Source organism: Burkholderia sp. MS389 (genome assembly GCF_016899425.1).
GTDB classification, from domain to species: domain Bacteria; phylum Pseudomonadota; class Gammaproteobacteria; order Burkholderiales; family Burkholderiaceae; genus Burkholderia; species Burkholderia sola.
Map to the genome: position 1 here is coordinate 2,865,987 of NZ_CP045995.1, position 25,478 is coordinate 2,891,464.

A 25,478-nucleotide genomic window follows, 5' to 3' on the forward strand; every position below is an offset into this window, starting at 1 on the left:
TTTTGGCGTAGTGGCGGTACCGATCCAGATTTGATCCGATGAGCACTTTTCCCACTCTTGACGCGTGGCTTTCGCATCTCGAACGCGCGCACCCGGTCGGCATCGACATGGGCCTGACCCGTATCGGGCAGGTCAAGGCGGCGCTGCAGCTCGAATTCGCGTGCCCGGTGATCACCGTCGGCGGCACGAACGGCAAGGGCTCGACCTGCGCGTTCCTCGAGACGATCCTCGTGCGCGCGGGCTACAAGGTCGGCTGCCACACGTCGCCGCACCTGCTCGAATTCAACGAGCGCGCGCGCGTGAACGGGCAGAACGTGACCGACGACGAACTGCTGCCGCACTTCGAGGCCGTCGAAGCCGCGCGCACGTCGCTGGCCGAGCCGGTCTCGCTCACGTATTTCGAATTCACGACGCTCGCGATCCTGCATCTGTTCGCGTCGCGCGGGCTCGACGCGGTGATCCTCGAAGTCGGCCTCGGCGGCCGGCTCGACGCGGTGAACATCATCGATACCGATTGCGCGATCGTCACGAGCATCGACATCGACCACACCGAATACCTCGGCGACACGCGCGAGAAGATCGCGTTCGAGAAGGCCGGGATCTTCCGCGCGGGCAAGCCGGCGATCTGCGGCGATCCGGCCGCGCCGCAGACGCTGATCGATCACGCCGAAGCGATCGGCGCCGATCTGTGGCTCGTCGGCCGCGATTTCCGCTACGAGGCGCAGGCAGGCGCCGAGCGTCAGCAATGGAGCTACCTCGGCCGCGACAAGCGCTATCCGGCGCTCGCGTATCCGGCGCTGCGCGGCGCGAATCAGCTGATCAATGCGTCGGCCGCGCTCGCGGCGCTCGAGGCGCTGCGCCCGGTGCTGCCGGTGTCCGCGCAGGACATCCGGCTCGGGCTGGCGAACGTCGAGCTGCCGGGGCGCTTCCAGGTGCTGCCCGGCAAGCCGGCGATCGTGCTCGACGTCGCGCACAACCCGCATGCGGCGGCCGTGCTCGAGCAGAACCTCGGCAACATGGGCTTCTTCCCGTACACGTACGCGGTGTTCGGCGCGATGCACGACAAGGACATCGACGGCGTGCTGCAGCACCTGAAGGGCGAGATCGACCACTGGTGCGTGACCGACCTGCCGCTGCCGCGCGCGGCTTCCGCGGAGCAACTCGAAGCGGCGTTGCGCAAGGCTGGCGTGGAGGAGGGGCCCGATTCGAGCGTGACGCGCTATGCGTCGCCCGCGGAAGCGTTTCGCGATGCACTAAAAAGAGCATCCGAGAATGATAGAATCGTGGTTTTCGGCAGTTTCCATACGGTTGCCGGCGTGCTGGCCTACCGTAAATCGCAGCAACACTGACTGACGGGCAGTTTCGGACTCAGCCATTCATGGGAATTTTCTCGTTCGGCAAGAAAGACGACGACGCGCCCCCGCGGCGCGGCGGTCGCACCGGGGCCTCCCGGAACGTGCGCACGGAGCGCACTGAACGCGTCGAGCGACGCTCGCGCCGCACCGAGCGTCCGGAATCGGATGCACTGCTCCTTGATCCGACCCTTCCAGAAAAGCAACGCGCGCGCCGGCGTCTCGTCGGCGCGATCGCGCTCGTCGTGGCTGCGGTGATCGTGCTGCCGATGGTGCTCGATTCGCACCCGAAGCCGGTGACCGACGACATCGCGATCGACATCCCGAACCGGCCCGCGCACCAGGCAGTCGTGCCGCGCGACGACGACGTGTCCGACGTGCAGGCAGGCGTCGCGCACGACGAACCGCCGGCCTCCGACACGGCCGTTGCGGCCGCACCGGCGCCCGCGCCGAAGGATGCGGCCAAGCCGGTCGCGAAACCCGAACCGACCGCCACCGCGAGCGTGACGCCGCCGAAGCCGGCCGCGCCGAAGCCTGCGCCCGCAACCGTCGCGAACGACGGCGCCGCGAGCCCGGACAGCGGCGACGCATCGCCGGCGTCGCCGGCCGGTGCGCGCTTCGCGGTGCAGCTCGGGTCGTTCAAGGACGACGCGGCGGCCCGTTCGTGGGCGACCAAGTTGAAATCGGCGGGGGTGCCCGCATATGTCGAGCATCGCAAGCAGGCAGACGGCAGCACGGCTACACTGTTGCGTGCCGGCCCGTTCGCGGATCGCGCGGCGGCCTCCGCCGCGATCGCGAAGGTGCGCGAAGCCGGTCTGACGCAGTAAGGCCACGATGCTGACGGCTTTCGACTACGCTGTATTGGCGGTGATCGTGTTGTCGGCGCTGCGCGGTGCGTGGCGCGGCTTTGTGTCCGAGATTTTTGGGCTGATCGGCTGGATCGCGGCGATCGTGATCGCGGGCCGCTACGTCGGGCTGGTCGTGCCATACATTCCGGCGAACTGGCCGGGCGGCGCGCTGACGCAGTGGGTGATCGCCTTCGCGTTGCTCGTGATCGGCGTCGTGCTGGTCGCCGGCGTGGCGAACGCGCTGCTGTCTCGGATCGCGCAGGCGAGTGGCCTGGGCGGTGTCGACCGCTCGCTGGGCATGATGTTCGGGCTCGTCCGCGGCTGTGTGCTGGTGGTGCTGCTGGTCGCGGCGGCCGGGCTGACCGAACTGCCCAAACAGGATTTCTGGCGCAATGCGCTCTTGCGTCCTTTTGCCGAACAGGGCGTGCACGAGCTGAAGCAGCTCCTGCCCGACGGCATGGCCCAGTACGTACGCGTGTGACGACGCGGCCGGGCAGGACGGAACCGATTTTGTCATCTTGAAGGACATGCCATGTGCGGCATCGTAGGTGTTATCTCCCAATCCCCGGTCAATCAGCTGATCTATGACAGCCTGCTGCTGCTGCAGCATCGCGGTCAGGACGCGGCGGGCATCGCGACGGCGGACGGCAGCAATTTCCACATGTACAAGGCGAACGGCATGGTGCGCGACGTGTTCCGCACGCGCAACATGCGCAGCCTGCCCGGCACCTACGGCATCGGCCAGGTGCGCTATCCGACGGCCGGCTCGGCATCGAGCGAGGCCGAGGCGCAGCCGTTCTACGTGAACGCGCCGTTCGGGATCATCCTCGCGCACAACGGCAACCTGACGAACTGGATGCAACTGAAGGACGAGATGTTCCGGATCGACCGCCGGCACATCAACACCAATTCCGACAGCGAAGTGCTGCTCAACGTGTTCGCGCACGAGCTGCAACTGTCGACCACGGGCCTCGAGCTCGATCCGGCGTCGGTGTTCAAGGCGGTCTCGGGCGTGCATCGCCGCCTCGAGGGCTCGTACGCGATCGTGTCGCTGATCGCCGGCTACGGCCTGCTCGCGTTCCGCGACCCGTTCGGCATCCGGCCGCTGTGCATCGGCAAGCTCGAAACCGAACACGGCACCGAATGGATGGTCGCGTCGGAGTCGGTAGCGGTCGAAGGCATCGGTTTCGAATTCGTGCGTGACCTGGAGCCGGGCGAAGCGGTTTTCATCGACAAGGCCGGCAACTTCCACAGCCAGCAGTGCGCGGAGAACCCGACGCTGAATCCGTGCATGTTCGAATACGTGTATCTGGCCCGTCCGGATTCGTGTCTCGACGGCGTGCCGGTCTACAACGTGCGCCTGCGCATGGGCGACTATCTCGCCGAGAAGATCAAGCGCGAACTGCCGAACGTGCCGATCGACGTCGTGATGCCGATTCCCGATTCGTCGCGCCCGGCGGCGATGCAGGTCGCCGCGAAGCTCGGCGTCGAGTATCGCGAGGGCTTCTTCAAGAACCGCTACGTCGGCCGCACCTTCATCATGCCGGGGCAGGCCGTGCGCAAGAAGTCGGTGCGCCAGAAGCTCAACGCGATGAGCATCGAGTTCAAGGACAAGCATGTGCTGATCGTCGACGATTCGATCGTGCGCGGCACGACCTCGCACGAAATCGTGCAGATGGCGCGCGATGCGGGCGCGAAGTCGGTGATCTTCGCGTCGGCGGCGCCGCCCGTGAAGTTCCCGAACGTGTACGGCATCGACATGCCGACGCGCGGCGAGCTCGTCGCGCACGGCCGCACCGACGAGGAAGTCGCGAAGATCATCGGCGCCGATCATTTGATCTATCAGGACGTCGACGATCTGCGCCGCGCGGTGCGCGACATCAACCCGAAGCTCGAGAACTTCGAGGCGTCGTGCTTCGACGGCAACTACATCACCGGCGCCGTGACGCCCGAGTACCTCGATGCGATCGAGCGCGCGCGCCTCACGCCGGCGTCGCAGGCCGATCGCGACACGGCCGGCGACACCGAGCGTTCGCAGATGAACCTGCAACTGTCGGTCGAGTAACGCCGGCGCACGCTTTTGTCGAGGCGTGATAGGATGTGGCCTTGCGTCGATTTGATATCAGCTTGCGGACGCGGGGCAACTTCCCAAAACAGCTAAAGCGAAGGCCGGCGGCAGCCGGCCCGAGTCGATCGCTGTCGTACCGCACCGAAGCCCGCTGATGCCGACGCATAGCGGGCTTTTTGTTTTTGGCCTCGGCTTTGACCGGGTCCGCGCCTCGTGCACGACCGTCGGCGCGGCCATCGAATACGGAAAACGGAACATGGACGACTCCCTCAACTTCGACACGCTTGCGGTGCGCGCGGGCACGCTGCGCAGCGACTTCAACGAGCATTCGGAAGCGCTGTTCCTCACGTCGAGCTTCTGCTTCTCCAGCGCGGCCGACGCGGCCGAGCGCTTCGCGAATTCGGAAGACTACTTCACCTATTCGCGCTTCACGAACCCGACCGTCACCATGTTCCAGGAGCGTCTCGCGGCGCTCGAGGGCGGCGAGGCCTGCATCGCGACGGCGTCGGGGATGGCCGCGATCATGTCGGTCGTGATGGCCGCGCTGCAGGCGGGCGACCATCTCGTCAGCTCGCGCAGCCTGTTCGGCTCGACGCTCGGGATGTTCTCGCAGATCTTCAGCAAGTTCGGGATCACGACGACCTTCGTCGACCCGACCGACCTGAACGCATGGCACGAAGCCGTGCGGCCGGAAACGAAGATGTTCTTCCTCGAGACGCCGTCGAACCCGCTGACCGAACTCGCGGACATCGAGGCGATCGGCAAGATCGCGAAGGCCGCGAACGCGCTGTTCGTCGTCGACAACTGTTTCTGCAGCCCGGTGCTGCAGCAGCCGCTGAAGCTCGGCGCGGACGTCGTGATGCACTCGGCGACGAAATTCCTCGACGGGCAAGGCCGCGTGCTTGGCGGCGCGCTGGTCGGCTCGAAGGAATTCATCATGGGCAAGGTGTTCCCGTTCGTGCGCAGCGCGGGCCCGACGCTGTCGGCGTTCAACGCGTGGGTGCTGCTGAAAGGGATGGAGACGCTGTCGCTGCGCGTCGAGAAGCAATCGGCGAACGCGCTGGAGATCGCGCGCTGGCTCGATTCGCATCCGGCGGTCGCGCGCGTGTTCTATCCGGGCCTCGAATCGCATCCGCAGCATGAGCTCGCGAAGCGTCAGCAGAAGGCGGGCGGCGCGATCGTGTCGTTCGAACTGAAGGGCGACACGCCCGAGCAGCAGCGCGCGAACGCATGGCGCGTGATCGACGGCACGAAGCTGGTGTCGATCACCGGCAACCTCGGCGACACGCGCACGACGATCACGCATCCGGCCACCACGACGCACGGCCGCATCACGCCGGAAGCGCGTGCGGCAGCGGGGATCACCGAAGGGCTGATCCGCCTGGCGGTCGGCCTCGAGCATGCGGGCGACGTTCGCAACGATCTGGCGCGCGGCCTGGACGGCTGAGGCTGAGCGATACAGCCCGTTTGTGCTCGGCATCAATGAAACGGGCCGCTCGAGAGAGCGGCCCGTTGTCGTTGCGGCGCATGCCGTCGCGCGCGTGTCGTGCCGCCGTTCAGCCGGCGGCGTGCGCGGACGGTGCGGCACGCATCGCGTCCACCATCCAGCGCAGCGTTTCGTCGAGCGGCGTGACCGGCAATTCGCCCACCGCGCGCCGCAGCTTGTCGCGCGACCCGCTCAGGCTTTTCACTTCGTTGTGCCGCACGAAGCGCGGATCGATCGTCACGTCGATCACGTAGCCGGCGATCCGCGACAGCATCGCCAGCACTTCCTTCAGCGAATACGCGCGTTCCGAGCACACGTTGAACGTCTCGCCGGCCGGCGCGGCTTCGACCAGCTTCAGATAGGCGGCCGTCACGTCGCGCACGTCGGAGAAATCGCGGCTCACGTCGAGGTTGCCGAGCGAGATCCGCGGCGCGTTGCTCGCATAGTGCGCGACGAGCTTCGGCAGCAGATACGCATCGCTCTGGCCGACACCCGTGTAGTTGAACGGCCGCGCGATCACGATCGGCAGCCGGTCGGCCCAGAGCTTCGCCGCATATTCCATCGCGAGCTTGCTGATCGCGTAGTCGTTCGCCGGGGCAGGCGCGACGGTTTCGTCGAGCACGCCGGGCGTCGAGTTGCCGTAGATGTTCGCGCTGCTGGCCAGCAGCACGGCCGACGGACGGCGGTCGAGGCCGGCGAGCGCCGCCAGCAGGTTGCGCGTGCCGACGATGTTGACCGCGTAGGTCGGCGACGGCTCGTCGTCGGCGACATGGGCACGCGCGGCGAGATGCACGACCGCGTCGGGTCGCGCGTCGGCCGCGGCCGCGCGCATCGCATCCGCGTCGAGCAGGTCGACGGGCAGCAGCGTGCACTGTGCGAACGCCGGATCGGCGGGGCGCGGCGTACCGGGCGCGACCGTGCCCCAGACGTCATAGCCGGCCGCCTGCAGGCGTTCGGCCATGTAGCGACCGGTGAAGCCCGTCAGGCCCGTGACGAACGCACGGCGCGACGGACGCCCGGTTTCAGAACGTGTCATGGTGTTGGTTCCGCGTCAAATCCGCTTCGACCATCATCTGACATAGTTGTTCGAGCGTCGTCTTGGGCGCCCAGCCCAGTTTGCTTTTCGCCTTGTCCGCGCAGCCGATCAGCAGGTCGACTTCGGCAGGGCGGTAGAACTTCGGGTTCACTTCGACGAGCACGTTGCCGGTCGATGCGTCGAGGCCGCGTTCCTGCTCGCCCTTGCCGGTCCATTCGAGCTGGTAGCCGGCCGCCGCGAACGCCATCCGCACGAAGTCGCGCACGGTTTCGGTGCGGTTGGTCGCCAGCACGTAGGTGTCGGGTTCGTCGGCCTGCAGCATCCGCCACATGCCTTCGACGTATTCGAGTGCGAAGCCCCAGTCGCGCTTCGCGTCGAGATTGCCGAGCTCGAGCTTGGTCGCCTTGCCCAGCTTGATCTTCGCGATCGTGTCGGTGATCTTGCGCGTAACGAATTCGCGGCCGCGCAGCGGCGATTCGTGGTTGAACAGGATGCCGCTGCTGCCGAACAGGCCATACGATTCGCGGTAGTTCACGGTCATCCAGTGCGCGTACAGCTTCGCGACGCCGTACGGGCTGCGCGGATAGAACGCGGTGGTTTCCGTTTGCGGGATCGCCTGCACCTTGCCGAACATCTCTGACGTCGACGCCTGGTAGAAGCGCGTCTTCGGGCTCACGACGCGAATCGCCTCGAGCAGGTTCAGCGGGCCGATGCCGGTCACTTCGGCGGTCGTCGCCGGCTGGTCGAACGACACGCCGACGAAGCTTTGCGCGGCCAGGTTGTACAGCTCGTCCGGCTGCGTGCGTTCGAGCAGGCGCAGGCTGGAGCCCGCGTCGGTCAGATCGTGTTCGACGAGCGTCAGGTTCGGGTGCGTGTCGACACCCAGCTCGGCGATGCGCCAGAAATTCACCGAGCTGGTGCGGCGGTAGGTGCCGGTGACCTCGTAGCCCTTGTCGAGCAGCAGTTTGGTCAGGTACGCACCGTCTTGCCCCGAAATCCCGGTGATGATGGCCTTTTTACGCGTTTGGCTCATGGCGTTGTCCTGGTAGAAGCAATGGATGATGAAAGTCAGGCGGTCGTGCCGGCGGCGGCCGGCACCGCGCGGCGCGCAGGCCCGCGCGTCAGGCGCCGTTCGAAGCCGTACCAGCTCAGGGTCGCGTACGCGAGCGTGATCGCCAGCGCGAGCGCGGCCGTGACGAAGCGGTTCAGGTGCAGCGGCCACAGCGCGTACAGCACGCTCAGGTGGATCAGGTAGACGGTGTAGCTGACGGTGCCGACGTAGACGAGCATCGGGTTCGTCAGCACGCGCTGCACGAGGCCGCGGCCGCGCAGTGCGATCACGACGATCGACGTGCACAGCAGCAGCGAGATGCTGTAGAGCGCCGCGTTCGACAGCGGCGTGTTCGCGGCGCGAAAGCGCGGGAACGACAGGTGCAGCCAGCCGAGGATCGCGAGCGACACGAGCGCGCCGACGATCGCGAGCGGATAGAACGGCTCCAGCGCGCGCCGGTCGCGGCGCAGCACGATCGCGAGCAACGCGCCTGCCGCGAGCAGGTCCATCCGGAACGGCGTCAGGTAGTAGATCGGCCAGAACGAATCGAACCACGGCGTCGCGATCGCGCGCAGCACCGGCGCCGCGACGATCAGCGCGGCGGCGACCCACAGCAGCGCGCGCTCCGAGCACCACAGCACGACGAACGGCCAGAAGATGTAGAACTGCTCCTCGACCGCGAGCGACCACAGCACGTTCAGGCTGTCATGGCCGATGCTGCCGAGCGACAGCCCGATATTGGTCGAGAAGAACGCGAACCACGGCCAGTGCGGCAGCCAGCTCGCGCCGAACAGCAGCGTCGACACCACCAGCAGCAGCACGTACGGCGGCAGGATGCGGCGTACGCGGCGCGCGTAGAAGTGGCTGAAGTACGACTGCCCGCGCGCCTTGCGATCGAGCAGGATGCCGGTGATCAGCAGGCCGCTCAGCACGAAGAACAGGTCGACGCCCATCCACAGCGGCGCCTTCAGCGCGTGTTGCAGGAAGACGGCGCCCACCGCGATCGCGCGCAGCCCGTCGAGCTGCACGATGCGGCCGTGTTGCGGCGGGGCGAGGTCGGCGGGGCGCGACAGGGCCGTCATCGCGCGGCTCCTTCACGACCCGCATCCGATGCGTGTACGTATTGCATGCCTTTAAATGGAATATGGAATCGCAATCGATTCTAGGGAAAAGAAATCGGTAAAAAAACGCGCGCCATTTATCTGACGACAACCAGGCCAATACCGATTATTACGATCGCGCGATGAAAGGTTGGCTCGCGGACGGGCGCGCCGGGCGGCGCGGAGCGGAATTTTCTACGTGGTGACGCGGAAAGAGCGGTCGTTATTGCCGTTTTCCGTGGTCATTTACTCGCTGTTCCGGTTCGATATTTCAGGCAGAAACATCCCCAAATATTTCCAAATTTCTTGTGATTATTTTTGCTTGTAACCTGCATCGCGACGTTTGAAACCCATTTAGCGACAGCGCGCCGCCGCGGGCGATCCGAGGCGGCGCCGGTCGCTGTTGCATCGAGTCTGGAGAAGCGCATTGCGACGTCTGATTCTGGTTGGCATGACGGTATGCGCGGCACTGCTGACGAGCGCCGTGCCGGCCGAAACGGTGTTGCCCGCGACGACGTCGTGGATCGGCAACACGTTCGGCTATGGCGACGGCACGTGGACGCAGATCGATATTCGCGCGATCGCGGTGACGCCGGAGGGCAAGGTGTATACGAATGCGCCGTGGGACGAGAGCGGCGCCGAGGCGAGCGTCTACCAGGACGGGAAGATGCTCGGCTTCGCGGGCGGCACGCACGGCTGGGGCAACCTCGGCGGCAGCGCGATCGCGGTGAACAGCAAGTACGCGTATGTCGCGATCGGCGTCGGCAACGAGCGCGGCCATCTGCAGTCGCCCGGCATCTGGCCGGACAAGGGCAAGCAATGGTTCGGCATCTCGCGGCGCACGATCGGCGACATGAAGCAGCCCGCGCCGTTTCGCGCGGCGCCGCAGGTCGCGCCGGGCGGGCGCGCCGATACCGGCCGCGCGCGGATGGCCGCGAGCTTCATGATGATGAACGAGGTGTCGGCGCCCGCGCGCTCGGAAGTCGGTGAGGCGAAGGCGGAAGTGGGCGGCCTCGCGGCTGACGACAAGACGCTGTTCGCGACCAATCCGTCGCGCGACGTGGTGGATGTCTACGACGCGGAAACGATGCAGCAGAAGGGCACGTGGAGCGCGCACGAGCCGGGCCGCATCGCGTTGGCGGGCGACGGCACGCTGTGGCTGCTGACCGATACGCTCGGCGGCCCCGCGCATCTCGTGCACGTGCGGGCCGACGGCCGCAAGCTCGACGACGCGCCGGCGCTGCCGGAAGGCACCGACGCGGTGGACGTGGCGGTCGACGCGAAAGGGCGCGTGCTCGTCGCGGACAACGGGCCGCGCCAGCAGATCCTGATCTTCTCGAAAGGCGGCAAGGGCTATGCGCCGTCGGGCACGCTCGGCGAGCGCGGCGGCATCTTCGCGGGCCCGGTGCCGGGCCGGCCGGGGCCGCAGCGCTTCAACGGGCTGACGGGCGTCGGCGTCGACCGCGCGGGCAACCTCTATGTGTCGATGAACGGGATCGGGCCGCGCCACGAGACGATCGGCGCGGGGCTCGGCGCGGTGCTGGAAAGCTACACGCCGGACGGCAAGCTGCGCTGGCAGGTGCAGGGGCTGCTGTTCGTCGACGGCGCGTGGCTGGACCCTGCGCGGCCGAACAGCGTGTACACGGGCAACAAGCGCTTCGAGCTCGACCTGTCGAAGCCGCCGGGCCAGGACTGGAAATACGTCGGCTTCCTGTCGAACCGCTTCAAGTATCCGGACGACCCGGTGTTCCACACCGACCAGTATCCGGGCATGCCGATCGCGCGGCGCGTCGACGGCCGCACGTTCCTGTACCTGACCGACATGTACGCCGATCACCTGAAGATCTACCGCTTCGACGCGAAGCGCGACGGCGAGGTCGCGATTCCGTCGGGCCTGATCGCGGGGCGCGCGCGGCCGGTCGACAAGGTGCCGAACAAGCCGCCGGGCGGCGACTGGCTATGGCGCGACGCGAACGGCAACGGCCGGATCGATGCCGACGAGTCCGAGATCAACACGACGGGCAAGGCAAAGGCGGGCGGCTGGGGCTGGTGGGTCGACACGAAGGGCGACATCTGGCGCACGAGCGACGTGCGAGGGATTCATCGCTTCGGCTATGGCGGCGTCGACAAGGCCGGCAACCCGATCTATTCGTACGACAAGGTCACGACCTACCCGATGCCGCAGCCGTTCACGCAACTGCGCCGCGCGATCTACGAACCGCAGACGGACACGCTGTACGTGACGGGCTACACGGCCGACGCGCCGCCGCAGCCCGGCATCAACAAGGAAGTCGGCCGCGTGCTGGTGCGTTTCGACAAATGGTCGAGCGGCTCGCCAGTGGTGCGCTATCAGGTCGCGCTGCCGTGGCAGCTCGACGCGAAGCCGATCCTCGACCTGATCGGGATCACGGTCGAGGGCCGCTACCTCTTCACCGTGGAGCCGGTCGGCAAGATCCACGTGTACGACAAGGAAACCGGCAAGGAAGTCGGCGTGATGAGCCCGGGCGCCGAGGTCGGCAAGGCGTCGGGCTGGGTCGACGTGCCGTTCGGCATCAGCGCGTTCCGGCGCGAGAACGGCGAGTACCTGGTGTTCGTCGAGGAAGACGCGCGCGGCAAGGTGCTCATGTACCGCTGGAAACCGTAACGGGCCCCTGGGCTAAAGCATGGACAAAGGCATACTCAAGAACGTTTCGATCAACTTCATCGGGCTGATCCTGCCGACCTTCGTGTCGCTGGTGACGGTGCCCGCGTACATCCACGCGCTCGGCGTCGAACGCTACGGCGTCGTCAGCCTCGTGTGGACGCTGATCGGCTATTTCGGGATACTCGATCTCGGGATGAGCATGGCCGCGCAGAACCACATCTCGAAGGCGCTCGCGAGCGGCAACGCCGACGAAAGCGCGCGCGTGTTCTGGAGCGCGTTCTGGCTGAATCTCGGCACCGGTATTGTCGGCGGCCTGCTGATCTATTTCGGCGCGTTCGTCTACACCGCGTATTTCACGAAGGTGTCGGCTGCGATGCAGCACGAGGTGTATCTGGCGCTGCCGTGGCTCGCGCTCGCGATTCCGCTCGCGAACGTGTCGTGGGTGTTCGCCGGCGCGATCAACGGCGCCGAACGGTTCGGCGTGTTCAACACGAACCAGACGATCGGCACGTTCCTGTTCCAGTTGCTGCCGCTCGGCGCCGCGTGGTGGATCGCGCCGAACCTGCAGACGGTGCTCGCCGCGGCGGTCGTCGCGCGGCTGATCGCGGCGGTGATGCTCGGTCAGGCCAGCGTCAAGGTGCTCGGGATTCGCCGCATCGATCCGCCGCAGTGGGGCACCGCGAAGGGGCTGTTCAACTTCGGCGGCTGGATGCTGATCGCGAGCACGACGAGCATGATCGCCGACACGCTCGACCGCGTGATGCTCGGCGCCGGCATGGGCGCGAAGTTCGTCACCTACTACACGGTGCCGCAGAACCTCGTCACGCGGCTGAACATGCTGCCGAACGCGCTGGTGCGCACGCTGTTCCCGCGCCTGTCGGCGGTCGGCCGCGATCATGCGGATACGCTCGCGCGCCAGTCGCTCGAATTCCTGAACGGCGTGTTCACGCCGGTCGGCATCGTCGCGATCTTCGCGCTCGCGCCGTTCCTCACGCTGTGGGTCGGCGCCGATCTCGCCGCGCATTCGGCGCCGGTCGGCCGCGTGCTGGTGATCAGCGTGTGGCTCGTCGGCCAGGCGAGCGTCACGCGCATCCTGATCCAGTCGCAGGTCAATCCGGCCCGCGCGGCATTCGCCGGGCTCGTCGAGATGCCGTTCTTCGTCGGCGGCCTGTGGTTCGGCATTCATCACTTCGGGCTGATCGGCGCGGCGGTGGTCGTCGCGGCGCGCGCGCTCGTCGACTACGGCGTGCTGTTGTACCTGTCGGCGATCCGGATGCGCGCGATCGTACTCGACATGCTTGCCCATCTCGCCTTCCTGCTGGCGAGCCTGTTTCTCGCGCAGGCATGGCCGGGGCTGGTCCAGTCGATCGGCATGTGCGCGGTCGTGCTGGTGCTGAACGTCGCGTGGTCGCTCACGATGACGCCGGGGCTGCGTGCACTCGTGCGCGACCTGTTTGTCCGTCTCAATGCGAGGAGAACTGCATGAATCGCGATCTGGCGGAACACGCCGTCCTGAATCTCGCCACGGCCGATGCCGCCGTGGTCCATGCCGGCGACGCCGCCGCGCCGCACCCGGCCGAACGGGCCGGCGCGCGGCAGCCGACGCGTGCGCTGCGCGTGGCGATCGTCCACGACTGGCTCGTCACCTATGCGGGCGCCGAGCGCGTGCTCGAACAGATCGTCGCGTGCTTTCCCGACGCGGACCTGTTCAGCCTCGTCGATTTCCTCGACGATCGCGCGTTCGTGCGCGGCAAGCCGGTGACGACGTCGTTCATCCAGAAGCTGCCGTTCGCCCGCACCAAGTACCGCAGCTACCTGCCGCTGATGCCGCTCGCGATCGAACAGCTCGACGTGTCCGAGTACGACCTCGTGATCTCGAGCAGCCACGCGGTCGCGAAGGGCGTGCTGACCGGGCCGGACCAGGTGCACATCAGCTACGTGCATTCGCCGATCCGCTATGCGTGGGACCTGCAGCACCAGTATCTGGAACAGTCGAACCTCACGCACGGGCCGAAATCGCTGCTCGCGCGGATGATTCTCCATTACATCCGCAACTGGGATACGCGCACCGCGAACGCGGTGGACGGCTTCGTCGCGAACTCCGCGTTCATCGCGCGGCGCATCAAGAAGGTCTACCACCGCGACGCGGCGGTGATCTTTCCGCCGGTCGACGTCGACGCGTTCTCGCTGAACGCGGTGAAGGAGGATTTCTACCTGACCGCGTCGCGGATGGTGCCGTACAAGAAGATCGACCTGATCGTCGAAGCCTTCTCGAAGACGCCCGAGCGCAAGCTCGTCGTGATCGGCGACGGCCCCGAGATGCAGAAGATCCGCGCGAAGGCGGGCCCAAACGTCGAGATCATGGGCTATCAGCCGTTCGCGGTGCTGCACGACCGGATGCGGCGCGCGAAGGCGTTCGTGTTCGCGGCCGAGGAGGATTTCGGGATCTCGGTCGTCGAGGCGCAGGCGTGCGGCACGCCGGTCATCGCGTACGGCAAGGGCGGCGCGCTCGAGACCGTGCTCGACCCGCAGTCGAACCTGAACCCGACCGGCCTTTTCTTCGACGAACAGACGCCGCACGCGATCGTCGCGGCCGTCGACGATTTCGAGCGCGCGCCGCAGCGCTTCACGCCTGACGCGTGCCGCGCGAACGCGGAGCGGTTTTCCGCCGACACGTTCCGGCGGCGCTTCCTCGACTACGTGGAGCAAGCGCTGCCCGGCTCGACCGCGCAGCGCGGCACGGCGGCTCCGCTGCCGGTCGCCCGCGGCCCGGCGACGCTCGTGCTCGACCAGAGCGGCGTGCTCGGCGGCGCCGAGCTGTCGCTGCTCGAGATCATGAAGCACATGCGCGCGAACGCCGACGTGCTGCTGTTCGACGACGGCCCGTTCCGCGCGGCGCTCGACGAGATCGGCGCGCGCGTCGACGTGGTCGAGCAGGGCGCGCTCGCGGGCGTGCGCAAGCAGGGCGGCGTGTCGTTCGGCGCGGTGAAGCAGCTCGTGCGGCTGGTGCGCGACGTCGCCCGCCGCGCGCGCCGCGCCGAGGTGATCTACGCGAACACGCAGCGCGCGATGGTGGTCGCCGCGCTTGCCGGGCGGCTCGCGCGCAAGCCGGTGGTCTGGCATTTGCGCGACATCGTCAGCACCGACCATTTCGGCGGCAAGCAGTTGCAGGCGATCAAGTACTGCGCGCGGTTCGGCATCACGCGCGTGATCGCGAACTCCGACGCATCCGCGCAGGCGTTCCGCGCGCTGACCGGCTTCACGCCGCAGCACGTCGACGTCGTGTTCAACGGGATTTCGGCCGAACCGTTCGACGCGCTGGAAGGCGTGAGCCAGGCCGCGCTGCGCGCGCGCCTCGGGTTGCCCGCCGACGCGTGGCTGGTCGGCTCGTTCAGCCGTCTCGCGCGCTGGAAGGGGCAGCACGTGCTGCTGGAGGCCGCCGCGCGGCATCCGGACATGCACGTGGTGCTGGTCGGCGCGCCGCTGTTCGGCGAGGACGACTATGCGGCGCAACTGCACGAATACGTCGCGCAGCATGCGATGGACGAGCGCGTGCATTTCCTCGGCTTCCAGCGCGACGTGGCCGCGTGCATGACGGCGGTCGACGTCGTCGCGCACACGTCGATCACGCCGGAGCCGTTCGGGCGCGTGATCGTCGAGGGGATGCTCGCGCGCCGGCCGGTCGTCGCGGCGCGCGCGGGCGGTGTCGTCGAGATCATCGAGGACGGCGACAACGGGCTGCTCTGCGAGCCGGGCAACGCGGCCGCGCTGGCCGATGCGCTGGCGACGCTCAAGCGCGACCGCGCGCTGCGCGAGCGGCTCGTCGCGAGCGGGCGGGCGACCGCGGTGCGCCGGTTCGGGACCGAAACCTACGTGGAGCGGGTCGAGAAGATCCTCGCGGATACGGCGAAGGCTGCCAAGGCGGCGAGCGCGAAGAAGTAGCAGCCGGCGCGAGCCGGCGGGAAAGGGCGGAAAATGGCGGAAAACGGGCCCCCATGCGGCGTTGCGCTGTGCGGGGGCTTCGTTTTTCAGCGGGCGGGGCGTGTGGCTGCGACGGGTGAGCTGGTTTGCGCCCCGGGTCCGAGTCGGGCGCGAGCGTAGCCGAGCGTCGTCTGGAACAGGATTGGGCCGTCGGGAACGTGAAGCGAGCAGTCGACACCGTCGCGCTCGTGCTTCGGCAACCGCGCACAAGGGGCCCGCGGGGGCCGTAGCGCGGTCGAAGGGCGGCAGGCCACTCATTCCTTGTCGACCCGGCCTGCAACCGCGTGCCGGCCATGAAAAAGCCCTCGCGCAGCGACACGCCGCGCGAGGGCTCCGGACCGGACGGCCGATCGAGCCGGCCGGCTCGCGTCAGGCGGCCTGTTCGGGCGTCGACGCGACGACGCGGGCGGTGCGGGTCGGCTTGAAACTGGCCGACCACGTCATCGCCGGGCGTTCGAACATCCGGTAGAACAGGTACGCGACCGGAATCGCGACGGCCATGAACGCGAACGACGGCCAGATCGACAGCTGCAATTCGGAGTGGAACAGCACCGAGCCGAGGCAGACGAACAGCGGCAGGTGGATCAGGTACAGCGAGTAGCTGAAGTCGCCGAACCAGCTCAGCACGCGCAGCGGCGGCGTCGTGCGCGGCGGCCGGGCGAGCGCGCGGTACAGGAAGCATGCGAAGCCGGCCGACCACAGCTGGAACGCGCCGTACTGGCCGAAATGGAATGCGCCGCAGCCGGCGGCCAGCAGCACGGCGGCCGCGACGTACCACGCGCGCGACGGCACGACGGCCGTGCCGCGCGACTGCTGCGCGCGCACGTCGGCGATCCATGCGCCGATCGTCCAGGACAGCCAGTACGACGTGAAGAACTGCAGGTCGTGCCGTTCGAGCAGCCACGCCGACGCGACGTTGACGAGCGCCACCGCGGCGACGACGGCCGGCATGCCGATGCGCCGGCGCAGCGCGAACAGCAGCGGGTAGATCGCGTAGAACTGCACTTCGAGCGACAGCGTCCACAGCGCGCCGTTCGACCCGTACGTGTAGCCGGCGACGCCCTGCAGCGAGAACAGGTTCACGAGGAACGCGACGAGGCCGACGTCGCGGATCTTGTGGCTGACGGGCTCGATCTGCAGGCTGACCGCATCGAGCGCGAGCGTGAACAGCAGCGCGGCGAGCAGCACCGGGTAGATGCGCGCGAAGCGGCGCACCCAGAAGTTCGGTGCGTCGAGCCGGTACGCGGGATTGGCCGCGAGCTTGAGCGCCGCGTTGCGGTGGATGCAGTAGCCGCTGATCACGAAGAAGATCGGGACGCCGGCCGAGCCCCACGCGAACGGGAAGGTCAGGTAGCCGGCGATCGCGCCCGGGCTGAGTGCATGACCGTAAGCCTGATGGAAGCTCTGCATGCCGACCCAGACGACCTGGCGGCAGTGGAAATAGGCGACGAGCAGCGCCGCGAAGCCGCGCATCGCGTCGATCACGTGTTCCTTGTGGTCGGCGACGGGCGGCGCGGCCAGAGACGATCCGCTGAAAGCTTGCATGCGATTCGATTCCTTGCGACGGATGGACGGGAAGTTCATCCAATCGTAATGCGCAAGAATTCGGTCAATGAATAAAAAAATCTCGTCCGGAAATATCGGTATTCCGCATCATGGGTTTATCGCTGCCTGAAAGCGGTTCCGCGACGGGCACGAATTATTTGCCGATTTTTTTCTGATAGTTTGAAGCTCCAGTTGATTGATGCAAGGAGCGGCAAGATGGACATGCATTGGATCGCAAGCGCTGCAGTACTGCTGGTCATGGCCGTGCTGTCGGCGTACCGCGAGGCGCTGAAGAACGAACCGATCCGCCCGGGCCTCGAGCGGGGCGGCGTGCCCTATATCGAGGAATTCGAATCGTAAGAATTTGTATCCGGAAAATCGGTAATTTGTTTCTGCTCCGGCAATCGGTTCGGCAATATCGACCGGGTTGAAGCGATTATATTTTTTCCGGAATAATCGGGCAATCAGTTCATATCGAAAATGAGCGGAGCGGAATTGGCAGTACCGTCGATTCTCGATATGCCGTTCGGAACACAATCGCGCCGGGTCGCAGGTCGACGCGGCGCAGTCAACGCTATCAGGATGCGAACATGTTGAAAGTCACCAGGGCCGTGTTTCCCGTTGCCGGTCTCGGCACGCGGTTCCTCCCGGCAACGAAGGCGAGCCCGAAGGAAATGTTGCCCGTCGTCGACAAGCCGCTGATCCAGTACGCGGTCGAGGAAGCGATCAACGCCGGTATCACCGAGATGATCTTCGTCACCGGGCGCAGCAAGCGCGCGATCGAGGATCATTTCGACAAGTCGTACGAGATCGAGGCCGAGCTCGAGGCGCGCGGCAAGGAAAAGCTGCTCGAGCTCGTGCGCGGCATCAAGCCGAGTCACGTCAACTGCTTCTACGTGCGCCAGCCGGAAGCGCTCGGCCTCGGCCATGCGGTGCTGTGCGCGGAGAAGCTCGTGCACGGCGAGCCGTTCGCGGTGATCCTCGCCGACGACCTGCTGCACGGCGAACAGCCGGTGCTCAAGCAGCTCGTCGACGTGTTCGACCACTATCACAGCTCGGTGATCGGCGTGGAGACGATCCCGCGCGAAGACAGCCGCTCGTATGGCGTCGTCGAAGGCCGGGAGTGGGAAGAGGACATCATCAAGCTGTCGGGCATCATCGAGAAGCCGGCGCCCGAGGATGCGCCGTCGAACCTCGGCGTGGTCGGCCGCTACGTGTTCATGCCGACGATCTTCGATCATCTGCGCAAGCTCAAGCCGGGTGCGGGCGGCGAACTGCAGCTCACCGACGCCGTCCAGTCGCTGCTCGCGAACGAACAGGTGCTCGCGTATCGCTACTACGGCACGCGTTTCGACTGCGGCAGCAAGATCGGTTATCTGAAGGCCACTGTCGAGCTCGCGCTCCAGCATCCGGAAGTGAGCCGCGAATTCGAGGCGTACCTGCGTACCTGCTTGCCCGCGCTGGCTGCCGTCGCTTAAGCGGCCGCGCGCTCCGTCGTTTCAGGTGGTGGTTGTTCCGTTGGCCCCGGCCGCTCGCGCGCCGGGGCTTTTTTGTTTTTGGCGGGCGCACGAGCGTGGTGCGTGACGTCTGGATGCCGCACCTCGGACGGGCGGAGGTTGGTGGCCCGCGACGCGAGGAGTAGGCCGATGAGATGGGACGTCGCGCGTGAAACCGGTGCCGACGCATTCGTCGCGTGACCGGATCGGTGGATGGGTTGCGCGGGTTGCACGACGCGCGCTGGGGTGTCGCGCGATGACGCGGCATCGGCTGTCAAGCAGCTGGCCGCCGGCCGCCGGGCGTCACCGGTATCGACGCATTCCGATCCGTTGCCGCCGCCCACCGCTCAGCGCGGCGACGTGCTCGGTTGCGCGGCGAAGTGTCGGGCCAGCATCGCGGCGATCGGCTTCTTGAAGTCGAGCAGCCGTTTTTCGAGATAACGCCAGGACAGGTGCGCAAGCAGCACGGCGAGCGCGAATTGCAGCATTTCCGGCAGCGCGTCGCGGACGATTTCCGGCATCGGCACGTGCGCGAACGACGCGGGCAGCGCGCCGAAGCGCGCCGGAATCAGGTTGTGGAACAGGTAGAAGCCGTAGCTGATCGTGCCGAGATACGCGAGCGGCGCCCAGTCGAGCAGCGCGACGACGGGATGCTCGGGCGCGCTGACGATCCACAGCATCAGCGCGCCGAGCGACACCGACAGGCCGAGATCCGCGAGCCCCGCGACCGCATCGGGCAATGCCGTGCAGGCGGGCAGTACGAGGAAGAAGACGACGCCGGCCGCGCCGAGCCAGCCGGGCGGCACGCGGCGCGCGGCGGCCGCGCCGCGATCGGCGAGCGCCATCGCGCCGACGCCGCCGAGCGCGATCAACGCGAAATTCCACGGGGAAAACGCGTAGATCAGCACCGGCGACGCGTCGGACAGGTAGAGCGCGAGATGCGCGAGCGCGCACAGCGCGACGGCCGCGATGCCGAGCGCGACGTGTCGCGCGGCGGGCACCGCGAGCAGCGCGAGCGGGGCGATCAGATAGAACTGCTGTTCAACGGCGAGGCTCCAGAAGTGCGACGTGGAGCCCGGCCAGCCGTCCTTGACGACGCCGATCCAGTAATTCGACAGGAACACCGCGTGCCATGCGAGCCCGAGGTTGACGCCGCGCTGGTAGAACAGCGCGTGCGCGATCGCGAGCGCGGCGAGCAGCAGGTAGTAGACGGGGAAGATCCGCAGCGCGCGCTTCGCGAGGAACAGCGCGAGCGCGTGGCGACGCGTCATGGCGCCGCGCTCGACCGCCTGGCGGTTGCGATGCAGCTCGCCGACGATCAGGAATCCGCTGATGAGGAAAAACGTCCACACGCCAAGCTTGCCGACGTCGACGGCAAGGACATGGCCCTTGTGGGACAGGAAAACGAGGATGACGGCGAGGGCTCGCAGGCCGTCGAGTCCTTTGACGTATCTGACTTCGCGCATGGAGGCATCCGGGCATTGAGCACGCCCAGTATAGGTGCGCAAATATCGAACGTAATTCGCGTTCGGGCCCATACGTGAAGGTGTTTTTTCACGCTCGGGCGTCGATGAAGTCGGTCGCACGCAACAAAACCTGCGGGAAACCCCGCGAAAACGCATAAAAGTACTGCACGAAGCGTCAAGGCGCTTGTAGAATCCGGCGTTGAAGCGCGCGCGTTGCACGCTTCGTGTATCCAACGACCACACCTGGTAGGAGAAACATGGCGACTTCCGCAAAAAAGGTGGCCAAGAAGGCTGCCGCACCGGCCACCAAGAAAGTGGCTGCCAAAAAGGCTGCGCCCGCGAAGAAAGTAGTGGCCAAGAAGGCTGTCGCAAAGGCAGCACCGGCTGCTCCGACGCCGCTGAAGGACAAGTTCACGAAGGCATCGCTCGCAACGCACATCGCTGAGCGCGCAGCTGTCGAAGTGAAGGCGGTCAAGGCAGTGCTCGTCGCACTCGAGAACGTCGTGCTGGGCTCGGTTCACAAGAAGGGCGCGGGCGAGTTCACGCTGCCGGGCCTGCTGAAGATCACGGCACAAGTCGTGCCGGCGAAGAAGAAGCGCTTCGGCAAGGATCCGTTCACGGGCGAAGAGCGTTGGTTCCCGGCGAAGCCGGCCAGCGTGCGCGTGAAGGCACGTGCGCTGAAGAAGCTGAAGGACGCGGCAGCGTAATGCCGCGCAACGACTGCCGAATGCATGTCGGCAGCCGTTGCGATGTCCCGAGATCCCCGTACGCGAAAGCGTGCGGGGATTTTTATTGGGCCGCGCAACGCGCGCGGCGGATCGTATGTCGCGCATCTGCATCCCCATCGCCGAGCGGCGAGCTTCGTTCGCGCGACGCGTGTCGGTGTCGCTGCGGCAGGGCGAAACGCTCGGCATCGTCGGCGAATCGCGATCGGGGAAGTCGACGCTCGCAGTGGCGCTGCCCGGTGTCGTTTCTTCGCGTTCCATTGGGCGCGCGTCGTCAGGTTTGCCGTCGTGACCGACTTCATTCCGCATGAGATCGCCGCACAGCTCGCCGCCGCACGCGCCGTGATCGAGCGGCATCTCGGCGCGACGCTGCACGCGATCCACCTGTTCGGATCGGCGCTCGACGGCGGCCTGAAACCGCGCAGCGACATCGATTTGCTGGTGACGGTAGCGGTACGCCCGGACGAAGCGCTGCGGCGCGCGCTGATGTCGGACCTGCTCGGCGTGTCTGCGCCGCCGGGTTGCAGCAGCGGCATGCGTGCGCTGGAGGTCACCGTCATCGCGCACGGCGACGTGGTGCCGTGGCGTCATCCCGCGCGACGCGAGTTGCAGTTCGGCGAGTGGCTGCGCGGCGATCTGGAAGCCGGCATCGTCGAGCCGCCGCTGATCGATCACGATCTGGCCATCCTGTTGACGAAGGCGCGACAGCACAGTGTCGCGCTGGTCGGGTCGCCCGCGAACGTATTGTTCGAGCCGGTGCCGGTGCGCGACTTCGTCGCCGCGCTGCTCGCGACCGTTGCGCAGTGGAAGGCCGAACCCGACTGGCGTGGCGACGAGTGCAACATCGTGCTCGCGCTCGCGCGCATCTGGTACAGCGCCGCGACCGGCGGGATCGCACCGAAGGACGTCGCCGCGACGTGGGTGCTGGCGCGTTTGCCGGACGCGCACCGGCCCGTTGTTGCGGCTGCGCGTGCTGCCTATGTCGATGGCGAGGCGGGCGCGGCGATTCTGTCGGCCGAGCCGCTGGCCGAATTCATCGGCTACGCGCGGCGCGCGATCGAGTCGATGTTGTCGGCGTAGCGGCGGCCACCAACGAAGCACGTCAACGGCTTACGGCCCGCCTGCCACGGATAGCGAACCCGTTCGAGCCGTGTGCATGCGCGACCCGTCGAGCCGGGTGCGTGCAGACGGCGATCCGGCGCGGCATCGCGCATCCGCAGCCGGCCGCCTGTCGTCAGCCCGCGGTGCCCGCAAAGGCGGCCTTCAGCGCGGCGTCGTCGAACTTCGTCATCTGCATCATCGCGGCGGCCACGCGGCCCGCCTTGACCGTGTCGCGGTCGGCCATCATCGGGATGAGCGCTTCCGGAACGATCTGCCATGACACGCCGTAGCGATCCCTCAGCCAGCCGCAGCCGTCGGCCGTGCCGCCGTTGTCGAGCAGGGCGCTCCAGTAGCGGTCGAGTTCCGCCTGGTCCGCGCAGCTGACGAGCAGCGAGATCGAGTGATTGAACGCCTCCGTGCGCGGGTGGCTCATCGCAAAGAATGGCTGCCCGAACAGCTCGAATTCGACCATCCGCGTGCCGTCGGTGCCGGGCACGGCCGTGACGCGCACGATGCGCGAATCCGGAAAGATGCCGGCATAGAAGGCCGCGGCTTCTTCGGCTTCCGTCGAATACCAGAGGAAAGGCGTGATCTTCTGAATCGTCATGACGAGTCTCCTGTCTGCATGGGTGCGGGGCAACCGTATGCCGCCATCGATACGACGGACGACGCCCGCCGAAATCGACACGCGGCGCAAACAAATCCTGCGTCGGTTAACCCGGGCGGCGCCGGCTGTGCGGATGATAGGCGCTCAACGGAGAAACGGCGACCTCTCCGGCCATCGGAAACGGGGTTGCGGGTGCATTGCAGCCGCCAGGCGCCGTTGCCGGCGCGCCGACCTGTGTCGGGTCCCGGCTCGGGGCGAGGCGGCCCTGCGGGCGATGTCGGCTCCGCCTGCCGGAGATGGACGAAAAAAAGCCAGCCGCGGCCGAAACCGGGGCTGGCTTTCCAGGTCGGCGGCAAGGCGTCGGAGACGCCATGCACGCCGGATACTTCGTTTTTAGAACTTGTGACGCAGGCCGAGTGCGACCATTTCCTGGGACTTCGTGCCGGCGTAGCCGTACGAGCCGATCGACGCTTGCGCAGCTTGCGTCGTATTCGCGTCGACGCGTTGCGTGCCGCTTGCGTGCTGGTATGCGCCGACCAGGTAGACGTCCGTGCGCTTCGACAGCGAGTAATCCGCGCCGAGCGAAACCTGATGGTACTTCGCGTCCGTGTCGCCGCTCGCCTTCGTGTACGAGTAACCCAGACCCAGCAGCAGCGGCGGCGTGACCTGGTACGTCACGAACGCGCGGCCCGTATTGTACTTCTCGGTCGAACCGAAGCCCGACGATGCGTCCGGCTTGTACTGTGCGTTGCTGTAGCCGAGGCCGAGCGTGACCGGGCCGATTGCGTACTGGCCTGCGACTTGTGCGATGCCGATCGACTTCGCCGTCACGTAACCCGAGTTGATCGGGCCGTCGACGATGTTGTCGGCCGTCGTCGACGTCCAATTGGTGCGCGAGCCTGCTGCCGGCGTCGGGTTGTTTGCGTAGAAGTAGCCAGCTGCAACACCAATCGGGCCGTTGTTGTAAGCGGCTGCGACCGACCACGTCTGACCCGAACCCGGCTTGCCAGCGACGCCGCTGAGACCGTACAGGCCTTCGAACTGGAAGCCACCCCAAACCGGCGAAGCGTACTTGATCGCGTTGCTGACGCGCAGGCTGTTGTCGTTGTTGTCGACGTCGCCCGGCGTTGCGAAGAAGCTGCCGAAGTAGTTGTCAGCCGTGACTGCTTGGACCAGGTCAACCACCGGGTCGTACTGGCGGCCCAGCGTCAGCGTGCCGTACTGGTTGCTTTCCAGGCCGACGTAAGCCTGGCGGTTGAAAATCGTGTTCGATGCGCTCAGCTTGCCCGTGCCCGGGTTGAAGCCGTTTTCAATCTGGAAGATTGCCTTCAGGCCACCGCCCAGATCTTCCGCACCCTTCAGGCCCCAACGGCTGCCTTGCAGGTTGCCCGACAGCATCTGCCACATGTTGTTGCCCGTGCCGTCATTGCCGTGAACATAGGCAATCGACGTGTCGATCACGCCGTACAGCGTCACGCTCGACTGAGCCTGAGCAGCACCAGCGGCGCCCAGCAGGGCGAGCGAGAGGGTCGAGAGAGCAAGTTTCTTCATCGTTGAGTTTCTCCACGCAAGTGATTCATCGTTATTTGTTGCGGATTGGAGAATAGCTCAGTGCCATACACGCAAGAAAGCTCAAAAAATAAAGTGTCTCGAAAAGGTAACAGCGCCAAAAAGTCCATATAGATCAAGCACATCAGCAACTGTTCCTGTTTATGAAACAGTTGACAATTGCTGCGCCGCGATTGTTTCAATAGTTGATGCTGATGGCCGCAGATCCCTTGTTTTAGCCCGTTGCAGTAACGAAACGAGGGTGTGCAAACGTTTGCAGTTGCAGCTGGATGCATGTCGGCGTGCCACGCATGCGTCGACGCCGCGCGCATGCGCGGCGGGACGACGGGGTTGCAAAGGGGAGAGGCGTGTGCCGGGCCCGCGCGAGACCGATGCGCGGCCGCTTGCAGAGGGCGGGTGAATCAGTCGTCGCGCGGGCGATCGTCGGCGTGACCGGGTTGAACTGCCTGAGCGGACGCGGCCGGCGCCGGATGCTCGGCCGGCCGATGCGCGTCGCCGCGGGCCGCCGCGAATTCCGCGCCGAGCAGCAGCACGATCGCGGAGAAGTACAGCCACATCAGCAGGACCGCGAACGATCCGGCCGCGCCGAACGCACTCGCGGTGCCCGCATGCGCGAGATACAGCGCGAACAGCTTCTTGCCGCCGGAGAACAGGATCGCGGACACGATGCCGCCGATCGCGGCGTCGCGCCACGCGACGCGCGCATCCGGCAGGAATTTCATCAGCGACGCGAACGCGGCCGCGAGCACCGCGATGCCGACGAAGAACTGGATGAGGTTCGTGACGACCACGTATGGCGAATCGCCGAGCAGCCAGGTGCCGACGAAGGTGATCGCGGTGTCGAGCACGAGCGACACGATCAGCAGGAATGCCACGCCCAGCACGAGCCCGAACGAAATCAGCCGCACGCGCACGAGGCCGAGCATGCTCGACCAGCGGCTTTCGGTGGCCGGCCAGATCACGCTGAGCGCGGCGCTGAGCGACGCGAACGTGGCCGACGCGCCGATCGCGAGCGCGGCGAACGAGATCAGCGTGGCGAGGCCGCCGCGTTGGCCCGCGCGGTGCGCGTTCTGCACGATCGTCTGGATGCTGGCCGCCGCGTCGTCCCCGATCAACTGGTGCGCCTGTTCGAACACCTGGCCGCGCGCGGCGTCGTCGCCGTAGAACCAGCCGGCCACCGCGATCACCATCACGAGGGTCGGCGCGAGCGAGAACGCGGAGAAAAACGCGATGCCCGCGGCCATCGCGGAGCAGCGGTCGGACGAAAAGCGCTTGAACGCGGTGAGGGCCCAGTTGGCCTGCTGCTGGGCGAGACGGGTGGCTTCGGAAGTGATCTGTCGTTTCATGACGGTTCGGTTGCGCGCGGAACGCGGATCATCGCGGGTTGGTCGCAGGTTGGTCGG

Annotated in this window: 20 protein-coding genes and 1 pseudogene; 13 read left to right on the forward strand and 8 right to left on the reverse strand. The window is 66.6% G+C overall.

The genetic code is table 11. The features are described from left to right. Positions 1 to 38: 38 nt before the first annotated feature. The 5 genes from folC to GJG85_RS29215 all read left to right on the forward strand — a co-directional run bounded on the left by folC (position 39) and on the right by GJG85_RS29215 (position 5,715). The gene (gene folC, locus GJG85_RS29195; protein WP_204384146.1) at positions 39 to 1,349 is read left to right on the forward strand and encodes a bifunctional tetrahydrofolate synthase/dihydrofolate synthase; all 1,311 of its coding nucleotides are present in this window, start codon (positions 39 to 41) and stop codon (positions 1,347 to 1,349) included. Between the two features lie 29 nt (positions 1,350 to 1,378). After that, on the forward strand, positions 1,379 to 2,179 hold the full coding sequence (locus GJG85_RS29200) for an SPOR domain-containing protein (protein WP_204384147.1): 801 nt from the start codon (positions 1,379 to 1,381) through the stop codon (positions 2,177 to 2,179). Positions 2,180 to 2,186: 7 nt separating this feature from the next. Further along, positions 2,187 to 2,681, forward strand: a complete 495-nt coding sequence (locus tag GJG85_RS29205; RefSeq protein ID WP_027782633.1) for a CvpA family protein — start codon at positions 2,187 to 2,189, stop codon at positions 2,679 to 2,681. A 51-nt stretch (positions 2,682 to 2,732) separates the two neighbouring features. Beyond that, entirely contained in the window at positions 2,733 to 4,265 is a 1,533-nt protein-coding gene (gene purF / locus GJG85_RS29210; protein ID WP_050011268.1) for an amidophosphoribosyltransferase, read from the forward strand. Positions 4,266 to 4,524: 259 nt separating this feature from the next. Then, the gene (locus GJG85_RS29215; protein WP_050011267.1) at positions 4,525 to 5,715 is read left to right on the forward strand and encodes an O-succinylhomoserine sulfhydrylase; all 1,191 of its coding nucleotides are present in this window, start codon (positions 4,525 to 4,527) and stop codon (positions 5,713 to 5,715) included. Between the two features lie 109 nt (positions 5,716 to 5,824). On the opposite strand, the gene GJG85_RS29220 is transcribed toward GJG85_RS29215, so the two are convergent. From GJG85_RS29220 to GJG85_RS29230, 3 genes are read right to left on the reverse strand one after another with little or no spacing between them, the layout of a single operon-like run. Continuing rightward, a complete protein-coding gene (locus tag GJG85_RS29220; protein ID WP_089489170.1) occupies positions 5,825 to 6,790 on the reverse strand; it encodes an NAD-dependent epimerase/dehydratase family protein in 966 nt (321 codons plus the stop codon). Then, positions 6,777 to 7,823: a GDP-mannose 4,6-dehydratase gene (gene gmd / locus GJG85_RS29225; protein ID WP_050011265.1), complete on the reverse strand. Its 1,047-nt coding sequence runs from the start codon at positions 7,821 to 7,823 to the stop codon at positions 6,777 to 6,779. Before gmd ends, GJG85_RS29220 begins: the two co-directional genes overlap by 14 nt. 35 nt (positions 7,824 to 7,858) lie before the next feature. After that, positions 7,859 to 8,923 carry an acyltransferase gene (locus tag GJG85_RS29230; protein ID WP_050011264.1) on the reverse strand — a complete coding sequence of 355 codons (1,065 nt, stop codon included), beginning with the start codon at positions 8,921 to 8,923 and terminating at the stop codon, positions 7,859 to 7,861. A gap of 445 nt (positions 8,924 to 9,368) precedes the next feature. On the opposite strand from GJG85_RS29230, the gene GJG85_RS29235 reads away from it, so the two are divergent. From GJG85_RS29235 to GJG85_RS29245, 3 genes are read left to right on the forward strand one after another with little or no spacing between them, the layout of a single operon-like run. After that, the gene (locus GJG85_RS29235) at positions 9,369 to 11,585 is read left to right on the forward strand and encodes a hypothetical protein (protein WP_204384148.1); all 2,217 of its coding nucleotides are present in this window, start codon (positions 9,369 to 9,371) and stop codon (positions 11,583 to 11,585) included. A gap of 19 nt (positions 11,586 to 11,604) precedes the next feature. Beyond that, positions 11,605 to 13,071 (forward strand): flippase, encoded by a 1,467-nt coding sequence (locus tag GJG85_RS29240; RefSeq protein WP_089489172.1) that lies wholly within the window; start codon positions 11,605 to 11,607, stop codon positions 13,069 to 13,071. Beyond that, complete coding sequence (locus GJG85_RS29245) at positions 13,068 to 15,527, forward strand: glycosyltransferase family 4 protein (RefSeq protein ID WP_050011261.1); 2,460 nt, start codon at positions 13,068 to 13,070, stop codon at positions 15,525 to 15,527. The genes GJG85_RS29240 and GJG85_RS29245 overlap by 4 nt, the downstream gene beginning before the upstream one ends. A 408-nt stretch (positions 15,528 to 15,935) precedes the next feature. On the opposite strand, the gene GJG85_RS29250 is transcribed toward GJG85_RS29245, so the two are convergent. Then, complete coding sequence (locus GJG85_RS29250) at positions 15,936 to 17,111, reverse strand: acyltransferase (protein ID WP_124554022.1); 1,176 nt, start codon at positions 17,109 to 17,111, stop codon at positions 15,936 to 15,938. 216 nt (positions 17,112 to 17,327) lie between these two features. Here GJG85_RS29250 and GJG85_RS29255 point away from each other — a divergent pair, with 216 nt between their 5' ends. Together GJG85_RS29255 and galU are read left to right on the forward strand one after the other, a co-directional pair. Next, positions 17,328 to 17,471: a hypothetical protein gene (locus GJG85_RS29255; RefSeq protein ID WP_006479318.1), complete on the forward strand. Its 144-nt coding sequence runs from the start codon at positions 17,328 to 17,330 to the stop codon at positions 17,469 to 17,471. A gap of 230 nt (positions 17,472 to 17,701) precedes the next feature. Continuing rightward, positions 17,702 to 18,589, forward strand: coding sequence for a UTP--glucose-1-phosphate uridylyltransferase GalU (galU, locus tag GJG85_RS29260; protein ID WP_027782643.1), 888 nt, complete (start codon positions 17,702 to 17,704; stop codon positions 18,587 to 18,589). Between the two features lie 365 nt (positions 18,590 to 18,954). Here the strand turns inward: galU and GJG85_RS29265 are convergent, their stop codons facing one another. Continuing rightward, positions 18,955 to 20,073 carry an acyltransferase gene (locus GJG85_RS29265; protein WP_050011260.1) on the reverse strand — a complete coding sequence of 373 codons (1,119 nt, stop codon included), beginning with the start codon at positions 20,071 to 20,073 and terminating at the stop codon, positions 18,955 to 18,957. A 257-nt stretch (positions 20,074 to 20,330) separates the two neighbouring features. On the opposite strand from GJG85_RS29265, the gene GJG85_RS29270 reads away from it, so the two are divergent. From GJG85_RS29270 to GJG85_RS29280, 3 genes and pseudogenes are all read left to right on the forward strand, one after another. Then, positions 20,331 to 20,780: an HU family DNA-binding protein gene (locus tag GJG85_RS29270; protein ID WP_011548077.1), complete on the forward strand. Its 450-nt coding sequence runs from the start codon at positions 20,331 to 20,333 to the stop codon at positions 20,778 to 20,780. A 169-nt stretch (positions 20,781 to 20,949) separates the two neighbouring features. Next, a pseudogene (locus GJG85_RS29275) lies at positions 20,950 to 21,042 on the forward strand (ATP-binding cassette domain-containing protein); the annotation flags it as partial. Between the two features lie 44 nt (positions 21,043 to 21,086). Then, positions 21,087 to 21,878: an AadA family aminoglycoside 3''-O-nucleotidyltransferase gene (locus GJG85_RS29280; RefSeq protein ID WP_089489174.1), complete on the forward strand. Its 792-nt coding sequence runs from the start codon at positions 21,087 to 21,089 to the stop codon at positions 21,876 to 21,878. Between the two features lie 154 nt (positions 21,879 to 22,032). On the opposite strand, the gene GJG85_RS29285 is transcribed toward GJG85_RS29280, so the two are convergent. From GJG85_RS29285 to GJG85_RS29295, 3 genes are all read right to left on the reverse strand, one after another. Next, positions 22,033 to 22,506, reverse strand: coding sequence for a VOC family protein (locus GJG85_RS29285; RefSeq protein WP_089489175.1), 474 nt, complete (start codon positions 22,504 to 22,506; stop codon positions 22,033 to 22,035). A 393-nt stretch (positions 22,507 to 22,899) separates the two neighbouring features. Then, the gene (locus GJG85_RS29290; protein WP_089489176.1) at positions 22,900 to 24,057 is read right to left on the reverse strand and encodes a porin; all 1,158 of its coding nucleotides are present in this window, start codon (positions 24,055 to 24,057) and stop codon (positions 22,900 to 22,902) included. Between the two features lie 419 nt (positions 24,058 to 24,476). Beyond that, a complete protein-coding gene (locus GJG85_RS29295; RefSeq protein ID WP_050011257.1) occupies positions 24,477 to 25,421 on the reverse strand; it encodes a YihY/virulence factor BrkB family protein in 945 nt (314 codons plus the stop codon). Positions 25,422 to 25,478 lie beyond the last annotated feature (57 nt).

Bases quoted from the DNA above. Each gene is read 5' to 3' on its own strand.
- folC (WP_204384146.1), top strand. From the start codon at position 39: ATGAGCACTTTTCCCACTCTTGACGCGTGGCTTTCGCATCTCGAACGC.
- GJG85_RS29200 (WP_204384147.1), top strand. From the start codon at position 1,379: ATGGGAATTTTCTCGTTCGGCAAGAAAGACGACGACGCGCCCCCGCGG.
- GJG85_RS29205 (WP_027782633.1), top strand. From the start codon at position 2,187: ATGCTGACGGCTTTCGACTACGCTGTATTGGCGGTGATCGTGTTGTCG.
- purF (WP_050011268.1), top strand. From the start codon at position 2,733: ATGTGCGGCATCGTAGGTGTTATCTCCCAATCCCCGGTCAATCAGCTG.
- GJG85_RS29215 (WP_050011267.1), top strand. From the start codon at position 4,525: ATGGACGACTCCCTCAACTTCGACACGCTTGCGGTGCGCGCGGGCACG.
- GJG85_RS29220 (WP_089489170.1), bottom strand. From the start codon at position 6,790: ATGACACGTTCTGAAACCGGGCGTCCGTCGCGCCGTGCGTTCGTCACG.
- gmd (WP_050011265.1), bottom strand. From the start codon at position 7,823: ATGAGCCAAACGCGTAAAAAGGCCATCATCACCGGGATTTCGGGGCAA.
- GJG85_RS29230 (WP_050011264.1), bottom strand. From the start codon at position 8,923: ATGACGGCCCTGTCGCGCCCCGCCGACCTCGCCCCGCCGCAACACGGC.
- GJG85_RS29240 (WP_089489172.1), top strand. From the start codon at position 11,605: ATGGACAAAGGCATACTCAAGAACGTTTCGATCAACTTCATCGGGCTG.
- GJG85_RS29245 (WP_050011261.1), top strand. From the start codon at position 13,068: ATGAATCGCGATCTGGCGGAACACGCCGTCCTGAATCTCGCCACGGCC.
- GJG85_RS29250 (WP_124554022.1), bottom strand. From the start codon at position 17,111: ATGCAAGCTTTCAGCGGATCGTCTCTGGCCGCGCCGCCCGTCGCCGAC.
- GJG85_RS29255 (WP_006479318.1), top strand. From the start codon at position 17,328: ATGGACATGCATTGGATCGCAAGCGCTGCAGTACTGCTGGTCATGGCC.
- galU (WP_027782643.1), top strand. From the start codon at position 17,702: ATGTTGAAAGTCACCAGGGCCGTGTTTCCCGTTGCCGGTCTCGGCACG.
- GJG85_RS29265 (WP_050011260.1), bottom strand. From the start codon at position 20,073: ATGCGCGAAGTCAGATACGTCAAAGGACTCGACGGCCTGCGAGCCCTC.
- GJG85_RS29270 (WP_011548077.1), top strand. From the start codon at position 20,331: ATGGCGACTTCCGCAAAAAAGGTGGCCAAGAAGGCTGCCGCACCGGCC.
- GJG85_RS29285 (WP_089489175.1), bottom strand. From the start codon at position 22,506: ATGACGATTCAGAAGATCACGCCTTTCCTCTGGTATTCGACGGAAGCC.
- GJG85_RS29290 (WP_089489176.1), bottom strand. From the start codon at position 24,057: ATGAAGAAACTTGCTCTCTCGACCCTCTCGCTCGCCCTGCTGGGCGCC.
- GJG85_RS29295 (WP_050011257.1), bottom strand. From the start codon at position 25,421: ATGAAACGACAGATCACTTCCGAAGCCACCCGTCTCGCCCAGCAGCAG.